Origin of the sequence: Streptomyces sp. NPDC051207, from assembly GCF_040682395.1 — a bacterium.
Classification (GTDB): Bacteria; Actinomycetota; Actinomycetes; order Streptomycetales; family Streptomycetaceae; genus Streptomyces.
This window is the reverse complement of record NZ_JBFBAX010000008.1, coordinates 151,741-167,093: the sequence shown is the minus strand read 5'-3', so window position 1 is coordinate 167,093 and position 15,353 is coordinate 151,741. Positions and strand designations below refer to the sequence as shown.

16 protein-coding genes, 1 tRNA gene and 1 pseudogene are annotated in these 15,353 nt (G+C 73.9%); 8 read left to right on the top strand and 10 right to left on the bottom strand.

Going from position 1 to position 15,353, the window contains the following annotated elements; all coding sequences use genetic code 11:
• Nucleotides 1-82 precede the first annotated feature (82 nt).
• Nucleotides 83-1,399 (bottom strand): peptidoglycan-binding protein, encoded by a 1,317-nt coding sequence (locus AB0M97_RS11165; RefSeq protein WP_365960507.1) that lies wholly within the window; start codon nt 1,397-1,399, stop codon nt 83-85.
• Between the two features lie 184 nt (nt 1,400-1,583).
• Here AB0M97_RS11165 and AB0M97_RS11160 point away from each other — a divergent pair.
• Together AB0M97_RS11160 and AB0M97_RS11155 are read left to right on the top strand one after the other, a co-directional pair.
• Nucleotides 1,584-1,657, top strand: a tRNA-Lys gene (locus AB0M97_RS11160).
• Between the two features lie 65 nt (nt 1,658-1,722).
• Nucleotides 1,723-2,427, top strand: coding sequence for a FadR/GntR family transcriptional regulator (locus tag AB0M97_RS11155; RefSeq protein ID WP_365960506.1), 705 nt, complete (start codon nt 1,723-1,725; stop codon nt 2,425-2,427).
• A gap of 340 nt (nt 2,428-2,767) precedes the next feature.
• Here AB0M97_RS11155 and AB0M97_RS11150 read toward each other — a convergent pair whose 3' ends face one another.
• The 6 genes from AB0M97_RS11150 to AB0M97_RS11125 all read right to left on the bottom strand — a co-directional run bounded on the left by AB0M97_RS11150 (nt 2,768) and on the right by AB0M97_RS11125 (nt 8,592).
• A complete protein-coding gene (locus AB0M97_RS11150) occupies nt 2,768-3,805 on the bottom strand; it encodes a glycoside hydrolase family 6 protein (RefSeq protein WP_365960505.1) in 1,038 nt (345 codons plus the stop codon).
• A 91-nt stretch (nt 3,806-3,896) separates the two neighbouring features.
• On the bottom strand, nt 3,897-4,562 hold the full coding sequence (locus AB0M97_RS11145) for a class F sortase (protein WP_365960504.1): 666 nt from the start codon (nt 4,560-4,562) through the stop codon (nt 3,897-3,899).
• 2 nt (nt 4,563-4,564) lie between these two features.
• A complete protein-coding gene (locus AB0M97_RS11140) occupies nt 4,565-5,125 on the bottom strand; it encodes a hypothetical protein (protein ID WP_365960503.1) in 561 nt (186 codons plus the stop codon).
• 103 nt (nt 5,126-5,228) lie between these two features.
• Nucleotides 5,229-6,008 (bottom strand): HAD-IIA family hydrolase, encoded by a 780-nt coding sequence (locus tag AB0M97_RS11135; protein ID WP_365960502.1) that lies wholly within the window; start codon nt 6,006-6,008, stop codon nt 5,229-5,231.
• Between the two features lie 195 nt (nt 6,009-6,203).
• Complete coding sequence (locus tag AB0M97_RS11130) at nt 6,204-6,971, bottom strand: hypothetical protein (RefSeq protein WP_365960500.1); 768 nt, start codon at nt 6,969-6,971, stop codon at nt 6,204-6,206.
• A gap of 472 nt (nt 6,972-7,443) precedes the next feature.
• Nucleotides 7,444-8,592, bottom strand: a complete 1,149-nt coding sequence (locus AB0M97_RS11125) for an ROK family transcriptional regulator (protein WP_365960574.1) — start codon at nt 8,590-8,592, stop codon at nt 7,444-7,446.
• Nucleotides 8,593-8,689: 97 nt separating this feature from the next.
• Here AB0M97_RS11125 and AB0M97_RS11120 point away from each other — a divergent pair, with 97 nt between their 5' ends.
• The 3 genes from AB0M97_RS11120 (at nt 8,690) to AB0M97_RS11110 (ending at nt 11,279) form a co-directional block, all read left to right on the top strand.
• A complete protein-coding gene (locus AB0M97_RS11120) occupies nt 8,690-9,778 on the top strand; it encodes a Gfo/Idh/MocA family oxidoreductase (RefSeq protein WP_365960499.1) in 1,089 nt (362 codons plus the stop codon).
• Nucleotides 9,775-10,296: a heme-degrading domain-containing protein gene (locus tag AB0M97_RS11115; RefSeq protein WP_365960497.1), complete on the top strand. Its 522-nt coding sequence runs from the start codon at nt 9,775-9,777 to the stop codon at nt 10,294-10,296. The genes AB0M97_RS11120 and AB0M97_RS11115 overlap by 4 nt, the downstream gene beginning before the upstream one ends.
• A gap of 107 nt (nt 10,297-10,403) precedes the next feature.
• Nucleotides 10,404-11,279, top strand: coding sequence for an LLM class F420-dependent oxidoreductase (locus AB0M97_RS11110; RefSeq protein WP_365960495.1), 876 nt, complete (start codon nt 10,404-10,406; stop codon nt 11,277-11,279).
• A 99-nt stretch (nt 11,280-11,378) separates the two neighbouring features.
• Here AB0M97_RS11110 and AB0M97_RS11105 read toward each other — a convergent pair whose 3' ends face one another.
• The 3 genes from AB0M97_RS11105 to AB0M97_RS11095 all read right to left on the bottom strand — a co-directional run bounded on the left by AB0M97_RS11105 (nt 11,379) and on the right by AB0M97_RS11095 (nt 13,514).
• On the bottom strand, nt 11,379-12,236 hold the full coding sequence (locus AB0M97_RS11105) for a fumarylacetoacetate hydrolase family protein (RefSeq protein WP_365960494.1): 858 nt from the start codon (nt 12,234-12,236) through the stop codon (nt 11,379-11,381).
• A 162-nt stretch (nt 12,237-12,398) separates the two neighbouring features.
• The gene (gene yidC, locus AB0M97_RS11100; RefSeq protein WP_365960492.1) at nt 12,399-13,109 is read right to left on the bottom strand and encodes a membrane protein insertase YidC; all 711 of its coding nucleotides are present in this window, start codon (nt 13,107-13,109) and stop codon (nt 12,399-12,401) included.
• Between the two features lie 93 nt (nt 13,110-13,202).
• Complete coding sequence (locus tag AB0M97_RS11095; RefSeq protein ID WP_365960491.1) at nt 13,203-13,514, bottom strand: DUF6412 domain-containing protein; 312 nt, start codon at nt 13,512-13,514, stop codon at nt 13,203-13,205.
• 175 nt (nt 13,515-13,689) lie between these two features.
• Here AB0M97_RS11095 and AB0M97_RS11090 point away from each other — a divergent pair, with 175 nt between their 5' ends.
• The 3 genes and pseudogenes from AB0M97_RS11090 (at nt 13,690) to AB0M97_RS11080 (ending at nt 15,287) form a co-directional block, all read left to right on the top strand.
• Nucleotides 13,690-13,878 (top strand): hypothetical protein, encoded by a 189-nt coding sequence (locus tag AB0M97_RS11090; protein ID WP_365960578.1) that lies wholly within the window; start codon nt 13,690-13,692, stop codon nt 13,876-13,878.
• Nucleotides 13,848-14,189: pseudogene (locus AB0M97_RS11085) on the top strand (beta-1,6-galactanase); the annotation flags it as partial. The gene AB0M97_RS11090 and the pseudogene AB0M97_RS11085, both read left to right, overlap by 31 nt.
• Before the next feature lie 87 nt (nt 14,190-14,276).
• Complete coding sequence (locus AB0M97_RS11080; RefSeq protein ID WP_365960490.1) at nt 14,277-15,287, top strand: SEC-C domain-containing protein; 1,011 nt, start codon at nt 14,277-14,279, stop codon at nt 15,285-15,287.
• Nucleotides 15,288-15,353: the final 66 nt, after the last annotated feature.

The following is a 15,353-nucleotide window of genomic DNA, read 5'->3' as shown; positions in this document are numbered from 1 at the left end:
GCGTGCCTCCAGCCTCCGCGCCAGATGCGTCACAACAGGGGTGCCATGGGTGCCACGGGGATGGCCGTGGGTCGGGTGCGAGTCATGAGAACAGCCGCCGCCAGGTCTCCGGGCCCGGGTGGCCGTCCGCCGCGCCGCCCCGCCAGCCCTGGGCGCGCTGGAACGCCTCGACGTTGCGCCGGTCGGCCTCGCTCCAGCGCGGCCCCGGCCCGCTCGTGTAGTGCCTGCCGAACCCCTTCCTCACCAGCTGCCTGCCCAGCAGGGTCACGTACGCGTTGGTGGCGCCGGGGCGGAACAGGGCCCGTCCCGGGTAGGCCGGCACCCCCGGCGAGGAGGGTCCGGCCGGGCCGCCGGCCATGGCGCCGACGTTCTGGCCCCTGCCGCTGACCAGCAGCTGCCAGGTGAGCGGCCCCGGCAGGCCGTCGGCGTCGGCGCCGCGCCAGCCCTGGGCGAGCTGGAAGGCCCGGGTGGCCCTGCGGTCGGCGTCCGTCCAGCGCGGCCCGGGGCCCGAGCGGTAGAAGCGGCCGGCGCCGCGTTCGGTGAGCAGCGCGCCGAGCCGCGTGACGTACGGGTTGTTCGCGCCGGGGCCGAAATACACCCGTCCGGGGAAGGGGACGGCGGCCGGTGCGCCGGGGTCCCCGGCGTCCGGCTCGCCGCCCGGCGTGCCCTCGGTGAGCCCCTCGTACCGGTAGGCGAGATAACGGTCCGAGTTGCTCCAGTAGGCGTAGGGCGTGGACTGCCGGCGGGTGTGCGGGCGGGTCTGTTCGTAGGCGATGTAGTAGCTGTGCGTGTGGTCCGTCCAGCCGCCGAAAATGGTGACGTGCGAGCCGTTCTGCGGGTTGGCCGGATTGTGGAAGAGGAGGATGTCGCCGAGCTGGAGTTCCTCTTTGGAAATGCGCTCGCCGTACTGGGCGAGCGAGCCCGTCCATTCGTTGCGCGGCAGGCTCCAGGCCATCGAGACATAGCCGGAGCAGTCCTGCCGGTAACCGTCCGACCAGTACCTGGTCATGCTGTACGGCACCTTCGCTGCGACCCAGGTCTTGGCCCGCCTGATGATCTCCGCGCGGGTCGTCTCGCGCAGCTGCGCCGGGGCGGCGGGCCTGGCCGGGCGCCCGCCGGGGCCGTGCAGCGGGGCCTTGGTGCCCTGCGGTGTCCGGGGTTCGTCGGCCGCGGGCAGGGTGGCCGGGGCGGCCGAGGGAGCGTCGGCCAGGGCGGGTGCCGCGTGACCCGCGCCGAGGGCCGTGGCGGACGCGGCGGCCACGACGACGGTCTGCCGGACCGCCGGGCGAGCGGCGGCGCGGCCGTCCGGGGAATGCGGCGGGATGCGCCGTCTGAGAACACAACCGGGGCAGTCGCAGTCGTTCGCCGGATCGATTTCCTCGAATACCGGAGCCTCCATGCGATTCCCCTCACATTCCAGGTGGAAATGTCCGTGCCGGTGCACGTGGTCAGCTTCTCAACTGTCTTCCCGGCGCGCATGTTGACGGTCCGAATGATGTACGCGGCCCGGCGCCCCGCCCTCGCGCGCGGGCGCGTGGTGCGGAGCACCCTCCGGCGTCGGGTAGAGTTCTCCGCGTCGACCGGCGCCGCTAGCTCAGTTGGTTAGAGCAGCTGACTCTTAATCAGCGGGTCCGGGGTTCGAGTCCCTGGCGGCGCACAGACAGAACGGGCTCCTCGTGTGAACGAGGAGCCCGTTGCTGTTTGGCCGGATACCCTCTCGCCATGGCAGCCCGAGACCTCCAGGAGCGGATCAAGAAGCTCATCGTCGACCGTCGGCTGCCGTCCGGGGCTCCGCTGCCGACCGAGCCCGAGCTGATGGAGTACCTCGGCGCGAGCCGGAACTCCGTGCGCGAGGCGCTGAAGGCGCTCCAGGCGATGGGCATCGTGGAGATCCGGCACGGTTTCGGCACCTACGTCGGCCCGATGTCGCTGGCCCCGATGATCGAGGGTCTCGCTTTCCGCACGGTCGCCGGGCACTACCGGGGCGAGGACAGCCTGCTCCAGCTGCTGGAACTGCGGGAGGCCGTGGAGACGGGACTGGTCTCCCGGCTCGCTGGACGCATCCCCGAGGCGGACCTCGCTGAACTGCAGGCGCTCGTCGCCCGTATGGAACAGCAGGCCGCGCAGGGCGGCGCCGGCCTCGCCGAGACCGACCGCGCCTTCCACGCGACGCTCTACCGAGGGCTGGACAACGCGCTGCTGAGCGAGGTCCTGGAGGCGTTCTGGGACGCCTTCCACCGGGTGCACAGGGACCTCGGGGGCGAGCCGCAGGACCCACGGATCACCTGCCGGCAGCACCGGGAGATCCTGGACGCGGTGCGGTCCGGCGACGCGATGCGGGCGGAGGAGGCCATAAGGGAGCACTTCGGCAACATCCGCGGGCGGCTGTCCACGGCACGTCCACGGACCCGGCCCGCGCCGCCATGAGCGCCGAAGCCGCCGATGTGCGGCAGGCGAAGGAGAGAGACCGGAAGCCGTGGTGACAGCGACCCGCCACTGTCACGTCTGTGACGGGCCGAGGGGACCCGGCGCGGACGGTACGGAGCGACCGGACACGCGGCGACCCGCGTGCGGGGGCGACTCGGCGAGCCCGGCGAGAAAGGTGCGGTTGATCCGGCCGAGCGGTCACGCATGCCACCGACGTGGATCAGCGGCCCGTCGCGCTGGACTTCCGGCGGTCCGGGGGGTGCTTTCTGAGGCTCGGGGGTGAAGGTGCCGTAGCGCTACCGCTGTTGCGTCAGACCCGGCCCCGCGCCCCTGAGGTTCTTCATCCTTCCGCCAGTTTCAAGGCGTAGGCCGCCCACCACTGGCCCGCCTTGGGGCCGCCCTTGCATGCGCCGTCCGATTCTCCCGGGCGCTTGATCCAGAGGTAGGCGTCGACCAGGGGGTCGGCGGTCTTTGTCGTCGGGGTTTCGCCGAGGGCCCGGCCCGGGGGGTTGCACCAGCGTTCGGCCGGGTCGCCCTCGGTGTAGGGGCCGTTGCCGTTGCGGCTGGTGTCGATGACGAAGTGCTTGTTCCCGACCTTCGCGGACAGCCTCTTGCCGTACGCGATGGACCGCTCGGTGGAGTAGAAGTTCGAGACGTTGACCGCGAAGCCGTCGGCCCGGTCGATGCCCGCCCGCTTCAGCGGCTCGAAGATCTGGTCGGGGTTGCCCCAGCCGGCGTTGCCCGCGTCCAGGTAGACCTTCGTGTTCTTCAGGGCCGTCAGTTCGGAGACCGCGTACGTGAGGAGGTCGTAGCGCTCCTGGTGGTACTGGTCCGGTGTGCAGCCGTCCACCAGGTGCAGGACCGCGTCCGGTTCGAGGACGACCGTGGCGGGGCGGTCCCCGATGCCCGTGGTCACGGCGTCGATCCAGGCCCGGTAGGCGCTGCCGTCGGCGGCGCCGCCCTGGGAGTACTGACCGCAGTCGCGGTGCGGGATGTTGTAGAGGACGAGCACCGCGATGCGGCCGGCCTCGTCGGCGGCCTCGGTGAAGCCGCGTGCCTCCTGCTCGGGCTGGTCGGCGCCGATCCACTCGGCGACCGGCTGCTCGGCGATCTCCCGGATCCTGTCGGCCTCGGCCTTCTTGCCGTCCCTCTCGAAGTCGGCGACCTGATGGGCCGCCGTACCGTCTGGGTTGACCCAGAACGGGCTGATCTCCTTGGGCTGCTGGGTGATGGCGGCCGTGCCGGGCTCGTCCTTCTTCTCGTCCTTCTCGGCCTCGCCCCCGGAGTCGGAACACCCTCCGGCCAGCAGTGCCGCCCCGAGCACCAACGCGGCCGCTCGTGCGCCGGCTGTCGCGATTCCGCCCTTGCTGCCGTACATCGACTCCCCCTTGGTGCACTGATCCGGTTCTCACTCCTGGCATACGACCGTCACGAGGCCGCGGGGCCCGTATCGGGGCCGGTGCGCGGGGTCAGCGGCCGGGCCCGGTGAGGTACGCCGAGACCACCACGTTCGCCGTGTAGCTGCGGCTCGCCCGGTCGAAGCTGCCGCCGCAGGTGATCAGCCGCAGCTCGGCCCGGCCCCGCTCGCGCGGCCCGTACGCCTGCCGGGCGTCGAACCGGTCCCGGGTGAGGACCTGCACGTCGTCGACGGTGAACTCGGCGACCCGGGCGTCGTCGCGGACCACGTGGATGCGCCGGCCCGGTGTCAGGGCGCTGATCTTGTAGAAGACGGCGGGCCGGGTCTCGGTGTCGACGTGGCCGACGAGCAGCGCGGTGCCCGACTCGCCGGGGGTGACGCCGGCCGCGTACCAGCCGACGACGCCGGGCTGGTCGAAGGGCGGCGGGTCCGGTGCCCCGCGGCTGTTGAGGCCGCGGGCCACCACCGGGGCCCGTACGCCGAGGAAGGGTATGTCGAGGCGCTGCGGCAGCGCGTCGCCCAACGGCTGGGCGGCGGGCGGCAGATGGGCCTTCGGGGGGCGGCCGACCGCGGCCATGTCGCCGGTGGTCGTCCCGGACGCGCCGTGCCGGACCTCGGTCTCCCCACGGCCCCACAGCCACAGGCCGAGCAGCAGCACCGCCCAGGCGACGCCGGTCAGCAGCCGGCCACCGCCGGTGGGACGTTCGTCGTCGGACATGGTCAGCCCGATCGACGGCTTCGGCGGCGGACGCCGCCGAGCACGACGGCCCCCGCTGCGGCGCCCGCGAGGACGAGACCGGTCACCACGTGGCCGGTGCCGGGACCGGTCTCGCGGGTCTCGGCGGCGGTGAGCCGTGCGGCGCCGCCGCCGCCCGCTTCCACGGGCGCGACGGGTGAGGCGGGGGTGTCGGGACGGGCGGGCCCGGCGGGCCGCCGGCCTTGCTGCCCGACGGTGATCGTGCCGACCCGGCCGGTGTCGCCGCAGGCCACCCGCACGTCGTAGGTGCCCGCCCTGACCGTGGAGCGGATGCGGCTCTCGCCGGTGAGCGTGCCGCCGGAGGCGGTGAGCCGGACGTCCGCCACGAACACCGCCGAGACGGCGATGGCGGTGCGTTCCGCGCAGTCCGCCACGCGGAGCCGGACGTCGGAGCCGGGGGCCGGTGACGCCGGAGTCACGGTGAGACCGGCCGCGTCGTCCTCCGCGGACGCCGGGGACGCCGCCGGGAAGAGCGCGACGGCCGCCAGCAGCCCCGTACAGAGCGTGAACCTCAGAGAACCCATCGTGAACCTCCAGATACCTGGAGCGTCCTCCCGGGGGACCGGCCCCGCATCTCCGCGGGGCCGGGGCTGCTCCATACGGGTGGTGCACCCGGGGTGACGGGTTTCAGATCCGGTCGACGAGATCGGCGATCGAGTCCACGACCTGCGAGGGCCGGTACGGGAACGCGTCGATCTGCTCCGCCCGGGTCAGCCCGGTCAGCACCAGGAACGTCTGCATCCCGGCCTCCATGCCGGCCAGTACGTCGGTGTCCATCCGGTCGCCGATCATCGCGCTGGTCTCGGAGTGCGCGCCGATCGCGTTGAGTCCGGTGCGCATCATCAGCGGGTTCGGCTTGCCGGCGAAGTACGGCTGCCGTCCGGTGGCCTTGGTGATGAGGGCGGCCACCGCGCCGGTCGCCGGGAGCGGGCCCTCGGTGGAGGGGCCGGTCTCGTCGGGGTTGGTGCAGATGAAGCGGGCGCCGGCGTTGATGAGCCGGACGGCCTTGGTCATGGCCTCGAAGGAGTAGGTGCGGGTCTCGCCGAGAACCACGTAGTCGGGCTCGTGGTCGGTGAGGATGTAGCCGATGTCGTGCAGCGCCGTGGTGAGACCGGCCTCGCCGATGACGTACGCCGAGCCGCCGGGCCGCTGGTCGTCCAGGAACTGGGCGGTGGCCAGGGCCGAGGTCCAGATGTTCTCGATCGGCACGTCCAGGCCCATGCGCCGCAGCCGGGCGTGCAGGTCGCGGGGCGTGTAGATGGAGTTGTTGGTGAGGACCAGGAACGGCCGCTCCGCCTCCCTCAGCTTCTTGAGGAAGGCGTCGGCGCCGGGGATCGGCACACCCTCGTGGATGAGCACCCCGTCCATGTCGGTGAGCCACGACTCGATGGGCTTGCGTTCTGCCATGTGCTTCGAACTCCTGGCGTGCGTGAGGACAGGGCGGGCGCCGGAACCGCGGCGCACCGACGCCCCACCCTAATCAGGACCGCGCCGGACGGACCCGGGCCGATCACCCAGTACCACGGAGCGAGACGCCCCAACGGCCCGGACGGACCCGTCGCGGGGGAAGCGGCAGAACGTGACGGGAACGCGGCCGGGACCTCAGCGCCGCCTGCGGACGGCCACGAGCGCGCATCCGACGGCGACGAGGAGGGCGGCCAGAGCGAGAGCGGTACGGGCCTCCACCACGCCGGTGCTGGCGAGTTCCTCGGCGAACGGCTGCCGCCCGGGAGGCTCGGTACCGGGGGCACTCGGAGCGGCTGACTCACCCTCGGCCGGGGGCCCGTCGGAAGGGCTCGCGGAGTCGCCCTCCTGCCCTGCCCGGATGCGGAACCGGTACGCGTTGGACTGCCCGATCCAGTCACCGTCGTCGTCCCGGCGCTGCACGACGGCCGCGGTCGCGGTGACCTCGTTGGCGACGGCGTCCGAGGTGACGGACAGCCGCACCTTCACGGTGCGGGTCTGGCGCGGGCCGATGGTGAGACCGGGCACACCGGCGTCGAAGGCACCGACGAGTTCGTCCCGGTCGGTCGTCTCGAACCGGACGGGATGCGGGCGCCCCTCGGCGTAGAACTCCAGCCGCGGCTGCGACGCGCGCAGGGCACGCTTCCGGTCGACGAGGACGACGACGGGGTGGACGTCCTCGCAGGTGCGGTCGGTGGTGTTCTTCAGGTCCAGGAACCAGGTGCCGTACCCTCCACCGGCCTCGTACGTCCCGGGCCCCCCGTGAATCCGGGTGCTGAGCGGAAAGGCCCGCCCGCCGGCGGCGCAGGGCGCACCGGCTTCCCGCGGCGCCGCGTGGGCCACGGCCGACACCGGGACGAGGGCGGCTGCGGCGAGGCAGAGGCGCAGAAACGTCGACAGTCGCATAAACACGAGAGTCTGCCGACACCGTCACGGTCCTACGGCTGCCGCTCCGACGGGGGGTCCGAGGTCCGCCCGATCAGCGGAGGGGCGGGGCGACCCCTTGGACGCGCAGCGCGCGGCGTGTTGCCGGGGGCCACCGGCCCGCAGTCGCCGACGCGCGGAAGGGCGGAACGCGGGAGGCCGGAAGGGGCCACCGGCCCGCAGCCGCCGACGGCGAGGAGGGGCCGTGTCGGGGGGTGTCCGCCCGCAGCGGTTGGCGCGTCCGCACCGGTCACTTCACGACCCACCGATTCCGCGCCGTTCCGAGGACGGACACCCCCCGGCGCGGCCCCGCCCCACCCACCGAGGAGACAGCGCTACCCACACCCCCACCGAACCGGAACAGGCCGCCGCAGGCACCCCACCCGCACCCCCACCGAACCCGCGCAGGCCACCGCAGGCACCCGCCCACAGCTCTCAGCGATCGATCACCACCTCACCGCCCCCACCCGAACACCGGTGCCAGCACCAACTGCGCCGCCCCCACCGCAACCCCCCGCTCCCCGCCGGAGGCAACCCGCACCGGCACGCCACCCCCACCACCCCCCACCCGCCCTTCCCGCCGAGCCCGCGCCTCCAGCACCCCCGCGACCCCCCGCACGAACTCCCCCGGCGCTCCCTCCACCGTCCGCCCCCCGAGCAGCACGAGGTCGATGTCCAGCAGCCCCACAAGATTCGCGGCGCCCACCCCCAGCACCCGCGCCGCCTCCGCCACGTCACCCCGCGCCACAGCGGCCAGGCACAGCGCCTCGACGCACCCCCGGTCCCCGCACCCGCACCGCGGCCCGTCCAGCTGGACGACCTGGTGCCCGAACTCCCCGGCCCCGGTCCGCGCCCCCCGGTGCACGGCCCCGCCGATCACCAGCCCGGCCCCCAGCCCCGTACCGAGATGCAGGTACGCGAAGGAGGACCCGTCCCCGCCCTCGCCCTTGGCGGCGAGCCCCAGCGCCGCGGCATTCGTGTCCTTGTCCACGACGACCGGCATCCCCAGCCGCCGCGCCAGCGCGTCCCGCAGGGGAAAGCCGTCCCACTCGGGAAACCCGGTGACCCGTTGCAGCACACCCCGGGCGTGATCGAGCGGACCGGGCAACGCGACCCCCGCCCCCAGCACGGAGAACCCCCGACCGGAACCAGCCCAACGCTCCCCCACGCTCTCCGCCCGCCCCGCCGCCACCGCGAGCAACGCCTCGACCTCACGTCCCACCACCCCCACCACGGCAGCCGCCCCCGCACCCAGATCCAGCGCTCGCCGCCGCTCCGCCACGACCGTGCCGTCGAGATCCACCAGCACCGCCCGCAGCTCGTCCCGGTCCAGATGCGCCCCGACCGCGTGCCCGGCCTCCGGTACCAGCCGCAGCACCGTCCGCGGCTTGCCGCCCGTCGACGCCCGCTGCCCGGCCTGCGCGACGAGCCCGTCCGCCCGCAGCCGTGCCGTGATCTTGCTGACGGCCTGCGGGGTGAGCCCGGTCCGTTCGGCGAGTTCCAGCCGGCTGATGCCCCCGGCGCCGGCGGTGCGCAGCAGGTCGAGCACCAGCGCGGCGTTCCGACTGCGCGGGGCACACGATCCGACACCGCCACCGGCGATCGCCTCAGTCGCCCCGCCGGCACTCCCGTTCGTGCTGTTCACCCGCCCATTCTCCCCCGCACTTGCACTTTAGCAACACCGTTGCGAAAGTGGACGCATGACTGGTACTCCCCCCGGCACCCCCTCGCGTGTCGGCCTCGTCGGCTACGGCCTCGCGGGCTCCGTCTTCCACGCCCCGTTGATCGCCGCGACCGAGGGCCTGGCCCTGGACGCGGTGGTCACCTCGAACCCCGAACGGCAGCGGCAGGCACGCGCCGAGTTCCCGGACGTACGCGTGGCGGTGTCGGCGGACGAGCTGTTCGACCGCGCCGGCGAGCTGGACCTGATCGTCGTCGCGTCCCCGAACAAGACGCACGTCCCGCTGGCGACCGCGGCCCTCAAGGCCGGTCTGCCGGTCGTCGTGGACAAGCCGGTGGCGGGCACGGCGGCCGAGGCGCGTGAGCTTGCCGCCCTCGCCGACGAGCGGGGCCTGCTGCTGTCGGTGTTCCAGAACCGCCGCTGGGACAACGACTTCCTGACCCTGCGGGCGCTGCTGGCCGCGGGCGAGCTGGGCGACGTGTGGCGGTTCGAGTCGCGGTTCGAGCGGTGGCGCCCGCAGCCGAAGGGCGGCTGGCGGGAGTCCGGCGACCCGGCGGAGATCGGCGGTCTGCTGTACGACCTCGGCAGTCACGTCGTGGACCAGGCGCTGGTCCTCTTCGGCCCGGTGACCTCGGTGTACGCGGAGACGGTGATCCGCAGGGCGGGGGCGCGGACGGACGACGACACGTTCCTCGCGCTGACGCACGAGAACGGCGTCCGCTCGCACCTGTACGTCTCGGCGACGACCGCCCAGCTCGGCCCGCGCTTCCGGGTGCTCGGCTCGCGGGCGGGTTACGTCAAGTACGGCCTCGACCCGCAGGAGGCGGCCCTGCGGGAGGGCAGGCGGCCGGGTCCGGACGCGGCGGACTGGGGCACCGAGCCCGAGTCGCTGTGGGGCCGTGTCGGTGCCGGGGAGTCCCCGGTGACCGGCGGCGGACGCCCCGAACCGACCCTGCCCGGCGACTACCCGGCCTACTATGCCGCCGTGGCGGACGCCCTCAGGAACGGCGGCCCGAACCCGGTGACCGCCGGGGAGGCAGCCGCCGCGCTCGACGTGCTGGAGGCGGCCCGCCGTTCCGCCCGCGACCATGTGACGGTGACGCTGTGACGCCCAGTCAGCCCAACCCGCGCAACCCGGAACTGACCCCGAAGTTCCACCCGGAGATCACCCCGACCCTGGAGGAACTGGAGGCGCAGGAACGCCGCTTGGTCTTCCGGCGGTTCACCCACGACGACGCCTGGGCGCTCGGCTCGCTGCTGGTGGACATGGCCCGGGAGCGGCAGGCGCCGGTGGCCGTCGACATCCACCGCGCCGGCCAGCAGCTGTTCCACGCGGCGCTGCCGGGCTCCACCCCGGACAACGACGCGTGGATCGCCCGCAAGCGCCGGGTCGTCGAGCGCTACGGCAGCGCGTCGTACCTGGTCGGCGCCCGGTTCCGGGCCAAGGGCACGACGTTCGAGGAGTCCTCGCGGCTCGACCCGGACACGTACGCGGCGCACGGCGGTTCGTTCCCCCTCACCGTGGAGCACGTGGGCGTGATCGGCGCGGTGACGGTGTCCGGGCTGCCGCAGCTCCAGGACCACCGCTTCGTGGTGGAGGCGCTGGAGCGGTTCCTGGACGTGTGAACCGGCGGCCGGGCGCCCGGCACCGGGATTATCCGGAGCGCCCCTCCGGTTGGGCGTGGTGTACGACGACCGACGATCACCGCACCCCACCGGAGGGACCGGCACCGATGAGCGGCACCGCAGCGAGCCTGAAGGAATCCGTCGGACGGTACGGCGTCTGGAGCGCGGCCCTGCGCGCCGAGGACCCGGACGGGCGCGGTGAACGCGCCGAGGCCGCCGCCGAGTTGGAGGAGCTGGGATTCGGCGCCCTCTGGCTGGGCGGCAACAGCTCGGCCGCCGACGCGCGGCCACTGATCGGCGCGACCTCGCGGATCACCGTCGGCACCAGCATCCAGAGCATCTGGCAGCACGACGCGGAGGCGAGCGCGGCGGCCTTCGCGGAGCTGGAGGCCGCCCGTCCCGGCCGTTTCGCGCTGGGCCTCGGCGTCAGCCACGCCGAACGCGCCGAGCAGTACCGCCGCCCGTACTCGTCCCTGGTCGCCTACCTGGACGCGCTGGACGCCGCCGGGGTGCCCGCGGACCGCCGGGTGCTGGCCGCCCTCGGTCCGAAGACGCTGGAGCTGTCCGGAAACCGCGCGGCGGGCGCGATCCCCTACCTGGTCACGCCCGAGCACACGGCGCGGGCCCGCGGCATCCTGGGCGCGGGCCCGCTGCTGGCCCCGGAGGTGAAGGTGGTGCTGGAGACGGACCCGGGCCGCGCCCGTGAACTGGCCCGTGGTGCCCTGGCCCCGTACCTGGCCCTGCCGAACTACACGAACAACTTCCTGCGTCTGGGCTTCACCGAGGACGACCTGGCGGACGGCGGCAGCGACCGCCTGGTGGACGCGGTGTTCGCGTGGGGCGACGAGTCCCGCGTCCGCGACCGCCTCGCCACGTTCGAGGCGGCGGGCGCGGACCACCTGGCCCTCCAGGTGGTCACCGGCGAAGAACGGCACGCCCTCCCCAGGGCGGAATGGCGCCGCCTGGCGGCCCTGCTGGCGTGAGCCACCGGCCCTCCGCAGGACGCCCCGGTGGCGCGAGGGCTGCGCGGACGCCGGCCGACGACGAACCCGCAGCCCTCCCGCAGGGCCCTCACGCGCCCGTCAGGCGTCCTTCAGCTCCTGCCGCTGCCGCCCCAGCCCCACAATCTCCAGCTCCACCACGTCACCGGCCCGCAGGAACGGCTTGGGCTCCGGGTGTCCCATCGCCACCCCGGCCGGCGTACCGGTGTTGATGACGTCGCCCGGGTAGAGCGTCATGAACCGGCTGACGTACCGCACGACTTCGGCCACCGGGAAGATCTGGTCGGCGGTCGTGCCGTCCTGTTTCAGCTCGCCGTTGACCCACAGCTTCAGGGCGAGGTCCTGCGGGTCGGGCACCTCGTCGGCGGTGACGAGCCAGGGCCCGAGCGGGTTGAACGTCTCGCAGTTCTTGCCCTTGTCCCAGGTGCCGCCGCGCTCGATCTGGAACTCCCGCTCGGACACGTCGTGCGCGACCGCGTACCCGGCGACGTGCCCGAGCGCCTCCTCGGCCGACCCGAGGTAGCGGGCCGTACGGCCGATGACGACGGCGAGTTCGACCTCCCAGTCGGTCTTGGTGGAGCCGCGCGGCACGAGCACGGTGTCGTACGGGCCGACCACCGTGTCCGGCGCCTTGAGGAAGATGACCGGCTCGGCGGGCGGCTCGGCGCCGGTCTCACGGGCGTGGTCGTGGTAGTTCAGCCCGATGCACACCACCTTGCCGACGCGGGCCAGCGGCGGCCCGATCCGCAGCCCGGTGCCGTCCAGCGCGGGCAGTTCGCCCGCGTCGGCGGCGGCGCGGATCCGGTCGAGGGCCGCGTCGTCGGCGAGCAGCGCCCCGTCGGTGTCCGGGACCAGGCCGGACAGGTCGCGCAGGGTGCCCCCGGCGTCGAGCAGCGCGGGCCGTTCCTGCCCCGCCGTACCGACTCGCAGCAGCTTCATGATCACAATCTCCCTCGATCGCGGTCGCCCACCGATCCCGTACGACCCGTGTGCGGCGGGCGTGGTCCTCGGCGGACTTGGCCGATCCTCCAAGAGCCGGGGTCAGCCCGCAAGACCCGGTTCACGGACTGGACCACCCTCACCGGCCCTCAAGCCCTCGGCTCACCGGTGGAGCACGGCCCGCTCGACGGCGCTCCACGTCGCGCTGGTCACGACGTACAGCGCGGCGGCCAGTGGCACCACGGCGACGCTGATGAGCGTGAAGAACGACAGGAACGGCATGACCCGGTGCACCGCGCCGAGCCCCGGCACCTGCTCGCCGCCCACCGCCACGGCCGGGTCGGCGGCCATCGTCCGCCTGGTGTGGCGGTAGCCGAACACGGCGACGACCGTGACGAAGGCGAACAGGGCGACGTAGACGAGCCCGGCGTCGCCGAACACGCCGCCGCCCGCGAGGGCGTCCGCCCAGCGTCCGCCGAGGGGCGCGGCGAACAGTTCGTGGGCGAGCAGTTCGTTGGCCCGACCGCCGATCGTCGTGCTGGAGAACAGGTGGTAGAGCAGGAAGAACGCGGGCGCCTGGCACAGGCTGGGCAGGCAGCCCGACAGCGGCGACACCTTCTCCTCGGCGTGCAGCTCCAGCACCGCCCGCTGGAGCCTCTCGGGGTTTCCGGCGTGCCTGCGGCGCAGCTCGGTGATCTTCGGCTGGAGCGCGGCGCGGGCCCGCTGCCCGCGGGCCGCGGCGAGGGACAGCGGCAGCACGAGGAGCCGTACGAGCGCGGTGAACAGGACGATGGCGGCAGTGGCGGCGCCGGTGCCGAACAGCGGCTGGAGCAGGTCGGCCAGGTGCCCGACCAGGCTGGCGAAAACGGACATGGGTGAGCCCTCCGGGGGTCTCGTCGTGCCGGAAGAGGAGATGGCGGCATGACGACCCGCGCGGGGTCACGGTCCGTTCGAGCGGCTGGTGCCCTACGCGACGGTCGCCCGGAGGGCGAGCCCGGGTGCCCGGGGCCGGGTGCGCCCCTGGGCGTCGGGGTCGCGCTGCGGCAGGAAGGCCGTACGGCGGCTGCGGTCGCGCAGGGCCGTACGCACCCGGGTGGGCGGCACGGCGGGCACGCAGCGGGCGACGATCACCGAGCAGACGGCGAGCGCGGACCCGGCGGCGGCGGTCGCGGCGAGGGCGACGGTGGCGGTGAGGCTGACGGTGTCGAGCAGGAGCACCTGGAGCAGCAGGACGAGCGGCAGGAGGGCGGGACGCAGGCCCGTGCGACGGTGCTGCACGGCCACCCTCCCCTCGATCACGCGATGCTCGTGCCGCGAGATTACCGCAGCGGCCCCCTTCGGCCGCAAGAATTCCGGTCGCGCCTCTCGGCATCCCCGACTGCCGCCCGTCTGCTGCCAGTTGACCGAAGCCCGGTCACTGACAGGCCTCCGTCACCTCACCCCCGGAGAAGCGATGATCCGACGCAGTACCCTGCCGGCAGCCGCGGGCGGCACCTTCCTCGGCAGCGGCCCGGCGACCGGCACCGCGCACGCCGACGCCACGATCGGCGTCACCCCGTCCGCCGCGTACGGCACGCGGGAGGGCTGGGCACCTCCCTGGCCCGGTGGGGCCGGTTCACGCGGCACATCCGGCCCGGCATGACGATCCTGGACACGGGCGTGAGCTACGCGGTGGCGGCGCTGGACCGGGCGGCGCGGCGCCTGGTGATCGTCGCGGCGAACGCGTCGGCGTTCCCGCAGCCCTTGACCTTCGGCCTGTCCCGCTTCGCCAGGGCGACCGGCGGCGCGTCCGGCCTGAGGCCGCGCTGGAACGCGGTGACGACGGGCGGCGGCGACCTGTACCGACCCCGCTCGGACACGTACCTCGGCGGCAGGCCGGTGGCGGTGCCGTTCGCGGCGCGGTCGGTGCGGACCCTGCAGCTGGACGGGACGCCGGTGGAGGCGGCGGTGTAAGGGCCACGTGAGGGCGGCGTGGCGGCGGACCGGCGCCGGCCCGTGGATGTCTCACGCACGTCACCGGGCGGCAGTACGGTGTCACCCATGCGCCCCGACACTCCCGCCGAGAACGTCGACCACTCCGCCGAAGCGGCCCGCCTGGAGCGAACCGCCGGCCTGTACCCGGAGGACGCCGAGGCCCTGCTGCTGCGGGCCGCGGCCCACCGGGAACTGGCCGGCGACCGCCCGGCGGCGACCACGCTCTACGACCGCCTGCTGTCGGCGGCGGACACCCTGGAGAACCCGGGCCTGGTCCGGGCCCTGAAGGCGTCGAACCTGTGGGAGTACGGCCACGAGGCCGAGGCCAGAGTCATCATCGAGGGCGTCCGCACGGCGTCCCCGCGGGACCCGGCGGCCTGGGTGATCGTCGCCGAGGCCCTGGAGGCGCACGACGAGCTGGAGGCGGCGCACGACACGTTCACGGAGGGCGCGACAAAGCTCCTGAAGGACGCGCCGGAACCCCCGCGGCCGACCCACGCCCTCCTCTTCGGCCGCCACCGGGTGCGCCGCATGCTGGGCATGCCCCACGACGACTGGGACGCCCTCGCGGACACCCTGCACACGTTGCCGGTCTCCCTGGACGAACTCCACGACCCGAAACGCGTGTGGTCCCTGGGCTCGGACAACCCGGCGGAACTGGCGGCGGAGATCTCCCGCCTGCGCGCGGAACTGGGCGCCTACCGCGAGGCGCTGTCCCGCCCGTTCCCGGTGGCGGTCCTGCACTGGCCGGCGAGCGAGCTGAGGGAACTCCTGGAGGCGTACCCGGCCCTGTGGGCGGAGTACCCGTCCCACGAGGACCACGTCGCCGCGATAGAGCGGTCCCTCCGCGAACTCGCCGCGTCCGGCACCCCCAACCTGGGCGTCGTCACGGGCACGGTCCCGTCCTACGAGGCCTTCGCGGCGTCGGAGGGCTCGTCCCCGACGGACACGACCCTGCTCCCGCAGTACGCGACGACGCTGGCGGCACGGGGGCGCGCGGTTCCTTGGCCGCCGCAGCGGGGGGCGGGGTGTTGGTGCGGGGCGGGGCGGGCTTATGGGGAGTGTCATGGGGGGTGACGGCGCGGGTGACCGCACCGCCGGCTGACCCGACCTGGCGTGTCTCGATGCGCTGACGTGGCCCCG